Origin of the sequence: Curtobacterium sp. UNCCL20, from assembly GCF_900101675.1 — a bacterium.
Classification (GTDB): domain Bacteria; phylum Actinomycetota; class Actinomycetes; order Actinomycetales; family Microbacteriaceae; genus Curtobacterium.
In genome coordinates this window covers 261,088-277,950 of sequence record NZ_FNKG01000004.1, presented here as the reverse complement: position 1 = coordinate 277,950, position 16,863 = coordinate 261,088, and the positions used below count along the sequence as shown (strand labels likewise).

Sequence of the window (16,863 nt, the reverse complement as noted above, 5' to 3'; positions counted from 1 at the left end):
GGGATCCGGCGGGGGTGGGGCGGGCCTCCCGTGCCGCTAGCATTGCCGGGTCAGCCCGCACACCGAGCACCCAGCTCCGCGATCTCTGGAGTCCCCTTGGCACAGTCCTCCCGTCTCGACAGCGTCATCGCCCTGGCCAAGGGCCGTGGCTTCGTCTTCCAGTCGGGGGAGATCTACGGCGGATCCCGCTCCGCCTGGGACTACGGGCCCCTCGGCGTCGAGCTCAAGGAGAACATCAAGCGCCAGTGGTGGCAGCGGTTCGTCCGCGGCCGCGGTGACATGGTCGGCCTCGACTCCGCCGTGATCCTGCCCCGCAAGGTGTGGGAGGCCTCGGGCCACGTCGCGACCTTCACCGACCCGCTCGTCGAGTGCCTGCACTGCCACCACCGCTTCCGCGAGGACCACCTCATCGAGGCGTTCGAGGCGAAGAAGAACCGGGCGCCCGAGGGCGGCATGGCCGAGATCGCGTGCCCGAACTGCGGCACCCGCGGCCAGTGGACCGAGCCGCGCGAGTTCTCCGGCATGCTCAAGACCTACCTCGGCCCGGTCGAGTCGGAGGAGGGCCTGAACTTCCTCCGCCCGGAGACGGCGCAGGGCATCTTCGTCGACTTCGCCCAGGTCGTCACGACCAGCCGCATGAAGCCCCCGTTCGGCATCGGTCAGGTCGGCAAGGCGTTCCGCAACGAGATCACGCCCGGCAACTTCATCTTCCGCACGCGCGAGTTCGAGCAGATGGAGATCGAGTACTTCGTCCCGCCGGCCACAGCGCAGGAGCACTACGAGCAGTGGATCGCCGACTCCGTCGCGTTCTTCACCGACCTCGGCATCGACCCGGAGAACCTCCGCCGCTTCGACGTGCCCGACGGGGAGCGCGCGCACTACTCCGACGCGACCGCCGACATCGAGTACCGCTTCGGCTTCGCCGGCACCGAGTGGGGCGAACTCATGGGCGTCGCGAACCGCACCGACTTCGACCTCAACAACCACATCGAGTCGTCCGGCAAGGACCTCCGCTACTTCGACCAGGCTGCGAACGAGAAGTACGTGCCGTACGTCATCGAGCCGTCCTTCGGCCTGACGCGTGCACTCATGGCGTTCCTGCTCGACGCGTACCACGAGGACGAGGCCCCGAACGCGAAGGGCGGCGTCGACAAGCGCACCGTCCTGCGCCTCGACCCGCGCCTGGCTCCGGTGAAGGCCGCCGTCCTGCCGCTGTCCCGCAACGAGCAGCTGTCGCCGGTGGCCCGCGGGCTCGCCGACGACCTGCGGAAGTACTGGAACGTCGACTTCGACGACGCCGGTGCGATCGGTCGTCGCTACCGTCGCCACGACGAGATCGGCACGCCGTTCTGCATCACGGTGGACTTCGACACGCTCGAGGACAAGGCCGTCACGGTGCGGGAGCGCGACACGATGTCGCAGGAGCGTGTGGCGCTCGACCAGCTGCAGGGGTACCTCGCGGCGCGGTTGCTCGGCGCGTAGCCCGGGCGCTCGTCCGCAAAACACCGGTGTTCGTCAGTCGCACCCACGCATGTCGGGGTTCGGCAGACGAACACCGGTGTTCTGCACGACGGGCTGAGCGTCGCCGGCGGGAATGAGCGCGGAGGGACGGCGGTTGCGGACAGCATGAACGACTCTGTGAAGGTCGATGTCTGGTCGGACATCGCCTGCCCCTGGTGCTACATCGGCAAGCGGAAGTTCGAGGCCGGCGTCGCCGCCTTCGCCGCGACGGACTCGGCCCGCCCGGTCGAGGTCGAGTACCACTCCTTCGAACTCAGCCCGGACACGCCCGTCGACTTCGAGGGCACCGAGGCCGAGTTCCTCTCCGGCCACAAGGGCATGCCCGTCCAGCAGGCCCAGCAGATGCTCGACCAGGTCACCGGCATCGCCGCCTCCGTCGGGCTCGACTACGACTTCGAGTCGATGCACCACACCAACACGGTGAAGGCGCACCAGGTCATCCACCTCGCCAAGGAGCAGGGCAAGCAGCTCGAGATGGTGGAGCGCCTCTTCGCCGCCTACTTCGAGCGCGGTGAGCACGTCGGGCAGGACGAGTCGCTGGCGTCCCTCGCCGCCGAGATCGGACTCGACCGCGACGAGGTGCTCGCCACGCTCCGCGACGACTCGCAGCTCGCAGCGGTCCGCGCCGACCAGGCCCAGGCGCAGGCGTTCGGCATCAACGGCGTCCCGTTCTTCGTCATCGACGGCAAGTACGGCGTGTCCGGCGCGCAGGACCCGAGTGCGTTCGAGCAGGTGCTCACGCAGGTGGTCGCGCTCCGCGAGACGACGCCGTCAGACCTCGCGGACGCGGAGCAGCGTGCCGCCGAGGACGCGGCAGCAGACGCGGAGGTGACCCGGTGACGGACGTCCGCCTCGTCGGCTCGGCCGAGCCGCGCCTCCAGTCCGACGATGTTCTCGCCGGATCGCAGTCGCGACCCGCCCTGGACGTCCGCCTCGTCGGCTCGGCCGAGCCGCGCCTCCAGTCCGACGATGTTCTGGAGGCGCGACCCGCCCTCCTCACGCTCGTCGCGCCCGGCGGCGCGCCGGTCTGCGAGGGTGACTCGTGCTTCGTCCCCGCCGCCGAGGGCGACTGGAGCGAGGTCCCGGACTGACGCGGATCGTCCGTCCGCGAGCGCGACTGCGGTCGCTACCGGACCGGTTCCTCGTCGGTGATGTCGGCGACCGTCGCGCCGTACGCCGCGACGAGGTCGTCGGCGTCGACGAACGCGCTCGCACCCTGCCGACCGGCGCCCAGCGCGATCCGGCGGCCGAGGATCCGCTCGTCGGCGTACACCGGCAGGTCGCCCGTCGCACCGATCGGCGTGATGGTCCCGCGTTCGTACCCGGAGGCCCGGAGCGCCGTCGCCGCGTCGGGCATGGACAGCTTGTTGACGCCGACGACGCTGCGGAGCTTCTTCCACGCGATGCTGCGCCCGCCGGGCACGAGCGCGAGGACGAAGTCGCCGTCGTGACGCTTCACGACCAGGGTCTTGACGATGTCCCCGGGGTCGATGCCGAGGAGTCCGGCGGCCTCGTGCAGGGAGTTCGCCGCGGGGCGTTCGACGACCTCGACCCGGAGGCCGCGGGCCTCTGCATCGGCGTCGAACCTGGTGATGGCGTCGGTCGTCATGGGGAGAACGCTACCGGCGGGCACCGACGTGGGAGAATGGGTCCGGTATGACGATCACACAAGCCCCAGTGAAGCCCCTGCGCATCGGCCCCATCGAGGTCGACGTGCCCGTCGTGCTCGCGCCGATGGCGGGCATCACGAACATGGCGTACCGCCGGCTGTGCCGCGAGTACGGCGCCGGACTGTACGTCTGCGAGATGATCACCTCGCGTGCGCTGGTCGAGCGGACCCCCGTGTCGATGCAGCTCATCCAGCACCACGAGTCCGAGACGCCGCGCTCGATCCAGCTGTACGGCGTCGAGCCGAACACCGTGGCCGAGGCCGCGTCGATCCTGGTCGGCGAGGACCGCGCGGACCACATCGACCTGAACTTCGGGTGCCCGGTGCCGAAGGTCACGCGGAAGGGCGGCGGGGCGGCGCTGCCCTGGAAGCTCGACCTCTTCCAGGAGCTCGTGACGAAGACCGTGCGCGCCGCCGGCGACGTCCCGGTGACCGTGAAGATGCGCAAGGGCATCGACGGCGACCACCTCACCTACCTCGACGCCGCCCGCATCGCGCGGGACGCCGGCGTCGCCGCGGTGTCGCTGCACGCGCGCACCGCGAACGAGCACTACTCGGGGCACGCCGACTGGTCGGCGATCGCCACGCTGAAGGAGACCGTCACCGACATCCCGATCCTCGGCAACGGGGACATCTGGTCGGCGGCGGACGCGCTCCGCATGGTCGACGAGACCGGGGCCGACGGTGTCGTCGTCGGACGCGGGTGCCTCGGTCGGCCGTGGCTGTTCGGCGACCTCGCGGCGGCGTTCCGTGGCGAAGGGCTGCGCTACATGCCGACCCTCGGCGAGGTCGCGGTGAGCTTCCGCCGGCACGCCGAACTCCTCGTCGAGTTCTTCGGCTCCGAGGAGCACGGCTGCCGCGACATCCGGAAGCACGTGGCGTGGTACTTCAAGGGGTACCCGATCGGCGGCGACGTCCGCTCGGGGCTCGCGATGGCGTCCAGCCTGCAGGAGATCGACGACCTGCTCGCGCAGCTCGACCACGACGCCCCGTACCCGGGCGCCGACGCCGAGGGTCCGCGCGGCCGCGCCGGTCACCCGAAGCGCACCGCCCTGCCGGACCGCTGGCTCGAGAGCCGCGACGTCGACTCCGAGTTCCGCAAGGTCCTCGCCGCCGCCGAGCTGCACCACAGCGGCGGATGAGCGCCACGAGTTCGTACGGGCCGGCCGACGCCGAACGCTGGCTGCCCGAGACCCACGGCAACCGCCGCTCCGACTTCGCCCGCGACCGTGCCCGGCTCCTGCACTCCAGCGCGCTCCGACGCCTGGCCGCCAAGACGCAGGTGCTCAGCCCGACGACCGGGCTCGACTTCGCCCGCAACCGCCTGACGCACTCGCTCGAGGTGGCGCAGGTCGGCCGCGAGCTCGCGGACTCGCTCGGGCTCGACCCGGACGTCGTCGACACCGCGTGCCTGGCGCACGACATCGGTCACCCGCCGTTCGGACACAACGGCGAGACCGCGGTGAACGCCTGGGCGGCCGGCATCGGCGGGTTCGAGGGGAACGCGCAGACGCTCCGGCTCCTCACCCGCCTGGAGCCGAAGGTCTACGGACCGCGCTCCGGTTCCGAGGGCGAGCGGCCGTACGGGCTCAACCTGACCAGGGCCTCGCTCGACGCCAGCTGCAAGTACCCGTGGCCGGCGGCGCAGGGCGTCTCCGAGGCGTCGTCCGGGCGCACGAAGTTCGGCTTCTACGACGACGACCACGACGCCTTCGAGTGGCTCCGCGCGGGGGCTCCCCGTCGCCAGCGCTGCATCGAGGCGCAGGTGATGGACCTGTCCGACGACATCGCGTACTCGGTGCACGACTTCGAGGACGCCGTCGTCGCGGGCTTCATCGACGTCGCCGCGCTGGGGGACCGGGTCGGCGAGAACGACATCGTGTCCGCCATGCACGCCTGGGTCGGCTCCGACCTCAGCCGCGACGAGCTGCTCGAGGCGTTCGACCGTCTCCGTTCGCTGCCGCTCTGGATGACCTCGTACGACGGGTCCCGGCAGGACGCGGCGAAGCTGAAGAACCTCACGTCGCAGCTCATCGGACGCTTCGCGCGGACGGCGACCACCGCGACGCGGGAGTCCTACGCGTCGGGGTCGCTCGTGCGGTTCGCGGCCTCGGTGGTCACCCCGCCGGAGATCATCGGCGAGATCGCGGTGCTCAAGGGCATCGTCGCCGCCTTCGTGATGACGCACGGCGACCGGCAGCCCGTGTACGAGGAACAGCGTCGGATCCTGACCGAACTGCTCGATGCCCTGGCGGCGAGCGGCAGTGCCGATCTCGAGCCGGGGTTCGCCGCCGACTGGCGCGAGGCGACCGACGACGCCGGGCGGCTCCGGGCCGTCGTGGACCAGGTCGCGAGCCTCACCGACCAGGGGGCGCTGGCGTGGCACAAGCGCCTGGTGGTCGGCGAGCGCGAGGCCGTCCACATCCCGGTGTGACCGGGCTCCACGGGTTCCCACACCGGTCCGCCGCTGTCACTCCCACGAACTAGGATCGAGGGGTGGCTGGCAGGATCGCGCGTAACGACATCGACGAGGTCCGCTCGCGTGTCAACATCGCGGACGTCGTCGGCGACTACGTCACCCTGAAGTCCGCCGGGGTGGGCTCGCTGAAGGGCCTCTGCCCCTTCCACGACGAGCGTTCACCGTCGTTCCACGTGCGGCCCCAGGTCGGTCGGTACCACTGCTTCGGCTGCGGCGAGGACGGCGACGTCTTCGAGTTCGTCATCAAGCAGGACCACACGACCTTCCAGGAAGCCGTCGAGCGGATGGCCGCCAAGATCGGCTTCACGCTCCACTACGAAGAGGGCGACGGCCCCCGCACCGACTACAACACCCGCGCCCGGCTCATCGCCGCGAACGAGGCAGCGCTGCAGTTCTACACCGCGCAGCTCACGACCGCAGCGGCCGAGCCCGCACGCCAGTTCCTGGGGGAGCGCGGGTTCGACCCGGCGGCGGCGCAGCACTTCGGTGTCGGGTTCGCCCCGAAGTCGTACGACGCGCTGAAGGACCACCTGCGCGGACGTGGCTTCACGATCGACGAGATCATCTCCGCCGGGCTCGTCAGCCAGGGCGACCGGTCCCCGTACGACCGGTTCCGTGGGCGCTTGATGTGGCCGATCCGCGACGTCACCGGGGCGACGATCGGCTTCGGCGCGCGTCGGCTGCTCGACGACGACAAGGGCCCGAAGTACCTCAACACGCCCGAGACCCCGATCTACCACAAGAGCCAGGTGCTCTACGGGCTCGACCTCGCCCGCCGTGACATCTCGAAGCAGAAGCAGGTCGTCATCGTCGAGGGGTACACCGACGTGATGGCGTGCCACCTCGCCGGCATCACCACGGCCGTCGCCACGTGCGGCACGTCGTTCGGCGTCGACCACATCAAGGTGCTCCGCCCGATGCTCGGCGACCTGGCCGGTGCCGACCCGAACGCCAACGGCGAGGTCGTCTTCACCTTCGACCCGGACGAGGCCGGGCAGCGCGCCGCCTCTCGCGCGTTCGCCGAGGAGCAGCGGTTCGCCGCCCAGACGTACGTCGCCGTCGCACCCGGCGGGCTCGACCCGTGCGACCTCCGTCTGCAGCGCGGCGACGACGCCATCCGCCGCCTGGTCACCAACAAGCGTCCGATGTTCGAGTTCATGATCCGCCGCACCCTCGACGGCCACGACCTCGAGACGGTCGAGGGGCGCGTCAGCGCGCTCCGTGCGGCGGCACCCGTGCTCGCCGGCATCCGGGACCGCTCGCTCACCCAGGGCTACGTCCGCGAGCTCGCCGGCTGGCTCGGCATGGACATCCCGGAGGTCCGTCGCGCGGTCGAGAACGCCCGACAGCGTGCGTCCGCCACGGGTCGGCACGACGACCGGCCCGGAGGCACGGTGCCGGTCGCGCAGGCCGGCCCCGGTGGCGAGCTGGTCGCCCCGCCGGACGAGCCGATCGCCGGGCTCCGGCTCCTGCCGAACGACCCGATCACCCGGATGGAGCGCGACGCCGTGATGGCGATGGTGCAGCAGCCCGGGCACGTCGGGCTCCCGCTCCTCGGGCTCGCCGCCGCCGCCACGTTCTCCGCGCCGATGCTCGCCGTGGTGCGGGACGCCGTCGTCGCCAACGTCGATGCGGTCGGCGCGCCGGACTGGCTCGACCGGCTGCTCCGGGACGTGCCCACCCCGTTCCGTGGCCTCGTGCAGGAGCTCGCGCTCGCGCCGATCCCGGCCCGCACCGACGAGGACCTCGCCCTCTACGCGCGGAGCATCGTCGTCGCGCTGGTCGAGCGCGACCTGCTCGCCCGCAAGGCGTCGCTCCTCGGGCAGCTGCAGCGGGCCGACCCGCACGAGCAGGCCGACCGGCGCGCCGAGATCCAGCGGCAGCTCGTCGACATCGACGCGCAGCGGATGCGGCTCCGCGCCGACGCCGAGGCCGCCGCCAACTCCTAGCCGCGCCGCGCGCGCACGCCGCCGAGATCGCACTCCGGCGCGCTCCAGGGCGACCGAGGCCCGCCGAAGTGCGATCTCACGCGGTCCGGGCGAGCGCGGGACGTGCCCGCCGGACCGCGCCGGGCGGTGGACCGAACAGCGGACCCGGCGGGGAGCGTGGCGGAGGTGTGGCGTGCCTCCAGGCCCGTCGAGATCGCACGTCGGCGGGGTCGGAAGTCAGTGATGCCCACCGAAGTGCGGTCGCACGGTCGACCGATGGGCGGGCCGGAACGCCCTGTGGTCCGCGCTCGAGCGGGCGCAACGCGCCGCGGGGGAACGCCGACCGGACAGGAAAGCCCGCGCGGCGGTGCCGAGCGTGACGAATGGGCCCCGCTCGCGCAGCCCGGCGCCGACGATGAACCGCGGGAACGCGCGCGTTGCATCGCGCAACAAAGTTGCGCGGCGCGCCGCTCAGGAGTGCACGGATGATGCGCCATGCGACGCACTCGTGCATTACAGCGGTGTAAACAAATCGCCCTCGGTTCGTGGAGTTCCGTGACAGGGTGATAGCAATGAGCGTTCCTGGCCGGGCACACAGACGATCCACCTCCGGCCCAGGACCCTTGCATTCATCACCAAGAGAGGCATCGGACATGGCATCCGTGACCAAGTGGGGCAAGCGCGGCATCGCGCTCGGCGCCGGAGTGGCAGCGACGGCGCTGGTCCTCACCGGCTGCGCGAGCGGCAGCGTGAGCGACACCGCCCTGAGCGGCATCAGCATCGGGACGACCGACAAGATCACCTCGCTCGACCCGGCGGGCTCGTACGACAACGGCTCGTTCGCCGTGCAGAACCAGGTGTTCCCGTTCCTCATGAACACCCCGGTCGGCAGCCCGGACGTCAAGCCGGACATCGCCACCAAGGCCGAGTTCACCAACGACACCACGTACACGGTGACCCTGAAGAAGGGGCTGCAGTTCGCGAACGGCCACGACCTCACGTCGAGCGACGTGAAGTTCTCGTTCGACCGCGAGCTGAAGATCAACAACGAGAACGGCCCGCAGTCGCTGCTCGCCAACCTCAAGAGCATCGACACGCCGGACGACACCACGGTCGTGTTCCACCTCGACCACGCCGACCAGACCTGGCCGCAGGTGCTCTCCAGCCCCGCCGGCCCGATCGTCGACGAGCAGGTGTTCTCGGCCGACAAGCTCACCCCGGCAGCGGACATCGTCAAGGGCAAGGCGTTCGCCGGGCAGTACGAGATCAGCTCGTACAAGGAGAACGACACGATCCAGTACAAGGCGAACAAGAAGTACGACGGGCTCCTGGGCAAGCCGAAGACCGACGAGGTCACGGCCAGCTACTACACCAAGGAGACCGACCTCAAGCTCGCCGTGCAGAAGGGTGACGTCGACGTCGCCTTCCGCTCGCTGACGCCGACCGACATCGCCGACCTCCGCAAGGACGACAAGGTCAAGGTCACGGACGGCCCCGGTGGTGAGATCCGCTACCTGGTCTTCAACTTCAACACGCAGCCGTACGGCGCGAAGCAGTCCGACGCCGACGAGACGAAGGCCCTCGCCGTGCGCCAGGCCGTCGCCGACGTCGTCGACCGCGAGAAGCTCGCCAAGGACGTCTACAACGACACCTACTCGCCGCTGTACTCGATGGTGCCGGACGGCCTCACCGGTGCCGCGAAGCCGTTCGAGAAGCTCTACGGCGACGGCAACGGCGGTGCCGACGTCGACAAGGCGAAGAGCACGCTGTCGAAGGCGGGCGTCACCGGCAAGGTGCAGCTCGACATCCAGTACGCACCGGACCACTACGGTTCGACGTCGGACGACGAGTACGCCGAGCTCAAGACGCAGCTCGAGAACTCGGGTCTGTTCACCGTGAACATCCAGTCGACGGTCTACACGACCTACGCACAGGAGCGCACGAAGGACGCCTACCCGGTGTACCAGCTCGGTTGGTTCCCGGACTTCTCGGACGCCGACAACTACCTGTCGCCGTTCTTCACGAAGGAGAACTTCGTGCAGAACCACTACGACGACTCGACCATCCAGGGCCTCATCTCCGACGAGCAGCAGGAGTCCGACAAGGACAAGCGCGCCACGCTCATCGAGCAGGCCCAGGAGCGTGAGGCGACGCAGATCTCGACGCTGCCGCTGCTGCAGGGCAAGTCGGTCGCGGTCGCGGCCAAGGACGTCAAGGGCCTGACCCTCGACTCCTCGTACAAGTTCCGCTACGCAACCCTCTCCAAGTAACACCGGTTCCGGCCCACGGGGGCGTTCCCACGAGGAGCGCCCCCGTGACCGCGTCCCGACCGGCACCGAAAGGCACCCGTCCCCGTGACCCTCAGCACCCCAGAGGCGAGCTCGGAACTGGCCACCGACCCCACCAAGCCCCAGGCACAGCGACGTGCCACGGGGCAGGGCGGCGGACTCGGCCGGTACGTCCTCGTCAGGTTCCTCCTCATCTTCCCGACGGTCTTCATCCTGGTGACGCTCGTCTTCTTCCTGATGCGCGTCATCGGGAACCCGATCACCGCCTCGGTCGGTGGTCGTCTCACGCCGTCGCAGCTGCAGGAACGCCTGCACGCCGCCGGCTACGACCGACCCGTGCTCGTGCAGTACTTCGAGTACCTCGGCAAGATCGTCCGCGGTGACTTCGGCACGACGGCCACCGACAACCGGCCGATCACCGAGATCATCGTCACGTACGGCGGCGCCACCGCCGAGCTCGTGTTCTACGCGCTCATCGTCGCCCTCGTGCTCGGCATCCCGCTCGGCATGCTCGCCGCCTACATGCGCGACCGCTGGCCCGACGTCCTGTTCCGCGCACTGGCGATCCTGACGTACGCGACCCCGGTGTTCTTCGGCGGTCTGCTGCTCAAGCTCGTCTTCTCGGTGTGGCTCGGCTGGTTGCCGCTCGGCGACCGCGCATCGACCCGGGTGTCGCTCGTCCTCGACAACATCCCCGGGGCGACGGGCATCTACATCATCGACGCGCTCCGCACGGGCAACGCGCAGGTCATCGGTGACGTGCTGATGCACGCCGTCCTGCCGGCGTTGACGCTCGGGCTGCTCACGGCCGGCATCTTCCTGCGGCTGGTGCGCGCCAACATGATCGGCACGCTCGGTTCCGAGTACGTCGACGCCGCCCGCTCGCGCGGAGTCCGGGAGGCGCGGCTCGTCCGGACGCACGCGTTCCGTCCGGCGCTGGTCCCGATCATCACCGTGATGGGTCTGCAGATCGCCATGCTGCTGGGTGGGTCGGTGCTCACCGAGACCACCTTCGGGTGGCGCGGGCTCGGCTTCGAACTCAACCAGTACCTGTCCGCCCGCGACTTCGTCGCGGTGCAGGGCATCGTCGCGATGCTGGCGGTGATCGTCGCCGTGACCAACTTCATCGTCGACGTCGTCGCCGCACTGATCGACCCGAGAGTGAGGTTCTAGAGATGGCTGACACCTCCCTCGTCGACCGGCACGAGCCGCTCTGGAAGCGGCTGCCCGTGGTGGTCCAGCTCCGCAAGAGCACCGGCTGGCAGCGCGCCATGCTCATCACCGGCGTGGTCATCTGCGCCCTGTACCTGATCGTCGCGATCGCCGCGCCGCTCATCGCCCCGTACGGCTTCGGCCAGCTGCAGGGCGCCGACGGGCAGAGCTTCCCGCGCACCGGTGCACCCAGTCCCGAACACATCTGGGGCACGACCGTCGGCGGCTTCGACGTGTTCAGCCGCGTGGTGTTCGGTGCCCGGACGGCCGTCCTCGTGGTCATCGTCGCCGTGATCGTGTCGATCATCATCGGCGTGATCCTCGGCATGGTCTCCGGCTACATCGGCGGCTGGCTCGACCGGATCCTCGTCGTGGTGGCGGACGCGATCTACGCGTTCCCGTCCCTGCTCCTCGCGATCGTCGTCTCGATCGTCATCTCCGGCGGCAACTCGAGCTACGCCGGCGGCATCATCGCCGCGGCGATCTCGATCACCGTGGTCTACGTCCCGCAGTACTTCCGGGTCGTCCGCGCCGAGGCCGTCCGCCTGAAGAACGAGGCGTTCGTCGAGTCGGCGCGGGTGATGGGCACGAACCCGTGGCGCATCATGACGCGGCACGTCCTCCGGAACTCGACGCGCTCCCTGCCGCTGATCCTCACGCTGAACGCGAGCGACGCGATCCTGACGCTCGCGGGCCTCGGCTTCCTCGGGTTCGGCATCGGCCCGACGAGCGGCGCGGAGTGGGGCTACGACCTCAGCCGCGCGCTGTCCGACGTCGCCTCCGGCGTCTGGTGGACCGGTGTCTTCCCGGGTGTCGCGATCGTCGTGCTGGTGCTCGGCGTGACGTTCATCGGCGAGAGCCTCAACGACATCTCCGATCCCCGCCTGCGTGCGCGCCGGCGGCTGAAGCAGCTGGTCTCCACCCGCGACGCGCGACGTGCGCGTGGCGACGGGACCGGCGCGGAAGGGGCGACCGCATGACGGACGCAACCGGCCAGCCGGGCGGCGCCACGCGCCTCCAGGCAGGCGACACCACCACGGAACCGGTCGTCGTCGTCGACGACCTGACCGTCACCTTCGCGACCGACGGCGGTGCCGTCGACGCGGTGAAGGGCGTCAGTCTCGACGTCCGCCCGGGCGAGGTCCTCGCCCTCGTCGGCGAGTCCGGCTCCGGCAAGTCCGTCACCGCGCGGAGCATCCTCCGCCTGATGCCGGAGACGGCGACGCTCGGCGGCGCGGTCTTCCTCGACGGCACCGACGTCGTGACGGTCGGCTCGCAGAAGCTCCGGAGCCTGCGGGGGACCGCCGGCGCGATGGTGTTCCAGGAGCCGTCGACGGCGCTCAACCCGGTCTTCACGGTCGGGTGGCAGATCGCCGAGGGCCTCCGGGCGCACGGCGGCGTCTCGAAGAAAGAGGCCCGTGCGAAGGCGATCGACTACCTCCGCCGCGTCGGCATCCCCGACCCGGAGACCCGGGTCGACCACTACCCGCACCAGTTCTCCGGCGGGCAGAAGCAGCGCGTCGTGATCGCGTCCGCGCTGGCGCTCGAGCCGTCGGTGATCATCGCCGACGAGCCGACGACCGCCCTCGACGTGACGGTGCAGGCGGAGATCCTCGACCTGCTCCGCCGCTGCCGCGACGAGTTCGGCGCCGCGATCGTGATCATCACGCACAACATGGGCGTGGTGGCCGACCTGGCCGACCGCGTCGCCGTGATGTACCAGGGCGAGGTCGTGGAAGAGGCCCCGGTCGCCGAGCTGTTCGCGTCGCCGCAGGCCGACTACACGAAGCGCCTGCTCGCCGCGGTGCCCCGGCTCGAGGCGTCGACGGGCACCGCGCGCCGTGCCGCGATCACGTCGGAGGTCGAGCCGCTCGTCGAGGCGAAGGGGCTCGAGATCGAGTACCCGGGGCGCCTCGGGGTGCACGCGTTCAAGGCCGTGAAGGGCGTCGACCTGGCGATCCGTCCCGGCGAGGTCCTCGGCCTGGTGGGGGAGTCCGGCTCGGGCAAGACCACCATCGGCCGGGCGATCGCCGGGTTGACGAAGGTCACCGGTGGCTCGCTGCAGGTGCTCGGCACCGAGATGCTCGGCTACCGGGAGCGCGACTTCAAGCGGCTGCGGAAGGACATCGGGTTCGTCTTCCAGGACCCGGCGACCTCGTTCAACCCGCTCCTGACGATCGCCGAGTGCGTCGCCGAGCCGCTGATCGTGCACGGCGAGGCCTCGTCGCCACGGGCGGCCCGGAAGCAGGTCGACGAGCTGATGGAGGCGGTGCAGCTCCCCGCCGCGTACGGCGACCGGTACCCGCACGAGCTCTCGGGTGGGCAGCGCCAGCGTGCGTCCCTCGCCCGGTCGCTCGCGCTCCGGCCGAAGCTGCTCATCGCCGACGAACCGACCAGCGCGCTCGACGTGTCCGTGCAGGCGCGCGTGCTCGAGCTGTTCCTCGAGCTCCAGCAGGACCTCGGCTTCGCGTCGCTGTTCATCAGCCACGACCTGGCCGTCGTCGGCGCGCTGTCCGACCGGATCGCGGTGCTGTACCGCGGCGACCTGGTCGAGACCGGCACCACCGCCGAGGTCCTCGGCGCCCCGCAGCACCCGTACACGCAGCGCCTGCTGGCCTCCCTCCCGGTGCCGGACCCAGCGGAACAGGCCGAGCGACGGCGTACGCTTGTGGAACTGGAGAACGCCGGGTCCTGACCCGACGTGACCAGCCTGGAGGCGCGGCGGGCGTCGTCGACGCACGCCGCGCCTCCAGGCGGTCGCCTCCACCGCAACACGTACGACGGTCGGTGCGCTCCGGTCCGTCGCAACCGCCGCCAGGGGGCGGCGTGGAAGGGGACCCATGATCGCGGTGAACGGCCCGGCGGTCGTCGCAGACGACGTGTCGATCGAGTACCGGAGCGGGCGGGGGACGGACGCGATCCGCGCCGTCGACGGCGTGAGCCTGACCGTCCGCCAGGGGGAGATCCTCGCCGTGCTCGGCGAGTCCGGGTCCGGCAAGTCGACGTTCGCCGCGGCCGTCGCCGGTCAGCTCGGCGCCACCGGCGAGGGTGAGGGCGCACACCGCCGGCACATCGTCGGCGGCGAACTCACCGTGCTCGGGCAGAAGACCCGCGGGCTCCGCGCGACGTCACGGAAGCTCGAGCGACTGAGCGGCCGCATCGGCTACCTACCCCAGGACGGCGCGGACCGGCTCAGCCCGGACCTCACCGTCGGCGAGGCGATCGCCGAACCGATCTACGCCCGCGACCGGCGCTTCGACCGGAAGGAAGCGGGCCTCATCGTCGCCCGTCTGGTCGACGCCGTGCACCTGCCCCTCGGTGTGATGCGCCTCAACACGTGGGAGCTCTCGAGCGGGCAGCGGCAGCGCGTCGCCCTCGCCCGCGCGCTGGTGCTCGAGCCGCAGCTGCTCGTCGCCGACGAACCCGCCCGAGGCGTCGACGTGCTCGTCCGCCAGTCGGTGCTCGAGGCCCTGGCGACACTGCAGCGGAACCGGCAGTTCTCCGCCGTCGTCGTGTCGAGCGACCTGCGCGAGGCCCGCGCCCTCGCCGACCGCGTGGCGATCATGGCCGAGAGCCGCCTGGTCGGGCTCGGCACCTTCGACGAGGTCCTCGAGAACCCCGTCGACCCCTACGTCAAGACGCTCGCCGCCACTGCGGCGCGTCCGGTGAAGCGGCGTCCGGCCGCGACCGCGGTCCCGCGCCGGTCCTCGGCGCCCCGCCGGCCGGTGCCCGCCGGGACCGGTCCTCGGAACGAACGGCAGGAGAACGCGTGAGCACGGTGGTCGGGACGAGCGGTGGAGGTGCCGGTGCTGGCGGTGGTGCTGGTGCTGGTGCTGGTGCTGGCGGTGGTGCCGGTTCTGGTGCCGGTGCTGGCGGGGGTGCCGGTTCTGGCTCTGGTGCTCGCGGGCACCGGGCGGTCGTCACGGACGCCGGGGCGGCGCTGCCGATCGCGCCGCCGACTGCCGGCCCGGTGGCCATCCTGCCGGAGCCGACGGACCTGCACGTCGCTGCGGTGACCGACGCCGGCGGAACCGTCGCGCCGCTCGACGACGACACCCGGGGGCTGGTCTGGCTCGACCCGCGGGACCCCTCCGGTCTGTCCGACGCCCTGGACGCCGCACCCGGCGTCGGCTGGGTGCAGCTGCCGTTCGCCGGGGTCGACGCGTTCGCGCACCTCATCGCCGAGCACGGTGACCGCGTCCTCTTCACCTCGGCCAAGGGTGCGTACGCCGAGCCCGTCGCCGAGCACGCCCTCGCACTGACGCTGGGGACGCTGCGGGTGCTGCAGAAGCGGGCGCGTGCGCGGTCGTGGGCGACCGAGCCCGAGGGCGTCTCGCTGTACGGCCGGAACGTGGTCGTGATCGGTGCCGGCGGCATCGCGCTCGAGTACCTCCGGCTGCTCGCCCCGTTCGAGGTGTCCGTCACCGTCGTGCGGCGTTCGTCGTCGCCGGTGGAGGGCGCCGACCGGACCGTCACGACCGACCAGCTCGACGACGTGCTGCCGGACGCCGACGTCGTCATGATCGCTGCGGCGATGACCTCGGGCACGTCGAAGCTGTTCGGACCGCGACAGTTCGCGCTGATGCGGCCCTCCGCTCGACTCGTGAACATCGCCCGCGGAGGCCTCGTCGACACGGACGCCCTCGTGGACGCGCTGCGGACCGGGGCGATCGCCGCAGCCGGCCTCGACGTCACCGACCCCGAGCCGCTCCCCGACGGTCACCCGCTGTGGGACGAGCCCGGCGCGATCATCACGCCGCACCAGGCGGACACGCCCGAGATGGTGGCGCCGCTCCTCGCCGAGCGCGTGCGCCTGAACACCGCGGCGTTCCTCGGGGGAGCGGGGTCCGGGTTCGTGGGGGTCGTGGACCCGGCCGCGGGGTACTGAGCGCGGCACGCCCGGGATGCGGCGCCGATGCGCGGGGTCGCTCCCGGGTGCTGCTATGCTGTTACCCGTTGTTCGCACGTCATTCGCCAGCGGACAGTGATCCTCGATAGCTCAATTGGCAGAGCAGCCGGCTGTTAACCGGCAGGTTGTTGGTTCGAGTCCAACTCGGGGAGCAGGCGGGCCCTCACCTTCGGGTGGGGGCCTTTTGCGTTGGCGGGCGGCGGGGCGAGACTCGGTGTGAGCGACAGTTCTCGGGCTCCGGGGCGCGAGAAGTGTCGCGGAGCGCGAGACTCGGGGCGACGCCCGAGCGCGTGACCGCCCGGCCGCTTCCCGCAGCTCGCAGCCGAGGCCCGGTTCCAAGCTGTTAGCGTTCACAGGTGATCACCGTGCGCCGAGCCCTCGCCGCGGGCGTCCTCGTCGCCGCGGGGATCGGCCTCGTGGGCTGCACGTCCACGGCGGAGTCCGAGCCCGAGGAGTCCGTCGACAGTGGGGCCACGTCCGGCGTCGCGGCATCGGGCACGGCTCCCATCGTCTTCGCGTTCGTGTGCGCCGTGGGCTCGACGGACCGCACCGAGACCTACACGACGTACTCCGCAGTGTGGGAGGACGGGCGCACCGACTGCGAGGCCGACCGCATCACGGGCACGGAGATGTCCTCGCAGCAGCGCGCCGCCGTCGAGGCCGCGGACGGCGCCGCGACGCTCGAGGAACTGGCCGCCACGTGTGCCGTCCGGGACACCGGGCCGTGGGTCCGGACGATCGGCACCGCGGCCGAGGCGCACCTCGCGGCCGGGCTGGTCGAGTACTGCCCGGGCCATCCGGAGACCGACCACCTGCGCGACGCCGTCGCCGCCTGGCGGAGCTGAGCCGCGCCTCCA

14 protein-coding genes and 1 tRNA gene are annotated in these 16,863 nt (G+C 71.0%); 14 read left to right on the top strand and 1 reads right to left on the bottom strand.

Annotated features, from left to right (window positions below):
• The first annotated feature begins 96 nt into the window (after positions 1 to 96).
• The 3 genes from BLT36_RS17015 (at position 97) to BLT36_RS17005 (ending at position 2,612) form a co-directional block, all read left to right on the top strand.
• Positions 97 to 1,482 (top strand): glycine--tRNA ligase, encoded by a 1,386-nt coding sequence (locus BLT36_RS17015; protein ID WP_092096943.1) that lies wholly within the window; start codon positions 97 to 99, stop codon positions 1,480 to 1,482.
• A gap of 144 nt (positions 1,483 to 1,626) precedes the next feature.
• Positions 1,627 to 2,361, top strand: a complete 735-nt coding sequence (locus BLT36_RS17010; RefSeq protein ID WP_092096941.1) for a DsbA family oxidoreductase — start codon at positions 1,627 to 1,629, stop codon at positions 2,359 to 2,361.
• Positions 2,358 to 2,612: a hypothetical protein gene (locus BLT36_RS17005; RefSeq protein ID WP_092096939.1), complete on the top strand. Its 255-nt coding sequence runs from the start codon at positions 2,358 to 2,360 to the stop codon at positions 2,610 to 2,612. The genes BLT36_RS17010 and BLT36_RS17005 overlap by 4 nt, the downstream gene beginning before the upstream one ends.
• Before the next feature lie 35 nt (positions 2,613 to 2,647).
• On the opposite strand, the gene BLT36_RS17000 is transcribed toward BLT36_RS17005, so the two are convergent.
• A complete protein-coding gene (locus BLT36_RS17000) occupies positions 2,648 to 3,130 on the bottom strand; it encodes an aminoacyl-tRNA deacylase (protein WP_092096938.1) in 483 nt (160 codons plus the stop codon).
• Positions 3,131 to 3,177: 47 nt separating this feature from the next.
• Between BLT36_RS17000 and dusB the strand changes: the two genes are divergently transcribed.
• The 11 genes from dusB to BLT36_RS16940 all read left to right on the top strand — a co-directional run bounded on the left by dusB (position 3,178) and on the right by BLT36_RS16940 (position 16,851).
• Positions 3,178 to 4,332, top strand: coding sequence for a tRNA dihydrouridine synthase DusB (gene dusB, locus BLT36_RS16995; RefSeq protein WP_092096936.1), 1,155 nt, complete (start codon positions 3,178 to 3,180; stop codon positions 4,330 to 4,332).
• Complete coding sequence (locus BLT36_RS16990; RefSeq protein WP_092096935.1) at positions 4,329 to 5,624, top strand: deoxyguanosinetriphosphate triphosphohydrolase; 1,296 nt, start codon at positions 4,329 to 4,331, stop codon at positions 5,622 to 5,624. The genes dusB and BLT36_RS16990 overlap by 4 nt, the downstream gene beginning before the upstream one ends.
• Before the next feature lie 62 nt (positions 5,625 to 5,686).
• Entirely contained in the window at positions 5,687 to 7,618 is a 1,932-nt protein-coding gene (gene dnaG, locus BLT36_RS16985; RefSeq protein ID WP_092096933.1) for a DNA primase, read from the top strand.
• Positions 7,619 to 8,250: 632 nt separating this feature from the next.
• Positions 8,251 to 9,867 (top strand): ABC transporter substrate-binding protein, encoded by a 1,617-nt coding sequence (locus BLT36_RS16980; RefSeq protein ID WP_092096932.1) that lies wholly within the window; start codon positions 8,251 to 8,253, stop codon positions 9,865 to 9,867.
• A gap of 117 nt (positions 9,868 to 9,984) precedes the next feature.
• Positions 9,985 to 11,058, top strand: coding sequence for an ABC transporter permease (locus BLT36_RS16975; RefSeq protein WP_092097304.1), 1,074 nt, complete (start codon positions 9,985 to 9,987; stop codon positions 11,056 to 11,058).
• 2 nt (positions 11,059 to 11,060) lie between these two features.
• Positions 11,061 to 12,077 (top strand): ABC transporter permease, encoded by a 1,017-nt coding sequence (locus tag BLT36_RS16970; protein ID WP_092096930.1) that lies wholly within the window; start codon positions 11,061 to 11,063, stop codon positions 12,075 to 12,077.
• The gene (locus tag BLT36_RS16965) at positions 12,074 to 13,792 is read left to right on the top strand and encodes an ABC transporter ATP-binding protein (protein WP_254787715.1); all 1,719 of its coding nucleotides are present in this window, start codon (positions 12,074 to 12,076) and stop codon (positions 13,790 to 13,792) included. The genes BLT36_RS16970 and BLT36_RS16965 overlap by 4 nt, the downstream gene beginning before the upstream one ends.
• 145 nt (positions 13,793 to 13,937) lie before the next feature.
• Positions 13,938 to 14,870 carry an ATP-binding cassette domain-containing protein gene (locus BLT36_RS16960; RefSeq protein WP_092096929.1) on the top strand — a complete coding sequence of 311 codons (933 nt, stop codon included), beginning with the start codon at positions 13,938 to 13,940 and terminating at the stop codon, positions 14,868 to 14,870.
• A 173-nt stretch (positions 14,871 to 15,043) separates the two neighbouring features.
• Positions 15,044 to 15,985 carry a D-isomer specific 2-hydroxyacid dehydrogenase family protein gene (locus BLT36_RS16950; protein ID WP_254787738.1) on the top strand — a complete coding sequence of 314 codons (942 nt, stop codon included), beginning with the start codon at positions 15,044 to 15,046 and terminating at the stop codon, positions 15,983 to 15,985.
• Positions 15,986 to 16,085: 100 nt separating this feature from the next.
• Positions 16,086 to 16,158, top strand: a tRNA-Asn gene (locus BLT36_RS16945).
• Positions 16,159 to 16,362: 204 nt separating this feature from the next.
• A complete protein-coding gene (locus BLT36_RS16940; RefSeq protein ID WP_092096927.1) occupies positions 16,363 to 16,851 on the top strand; it encodes a hypothetical protein in 489 nt (162 codons plus the stop codon).
• Positions 16,852 to 16,863: the final 12 nt, after the last annotated feature.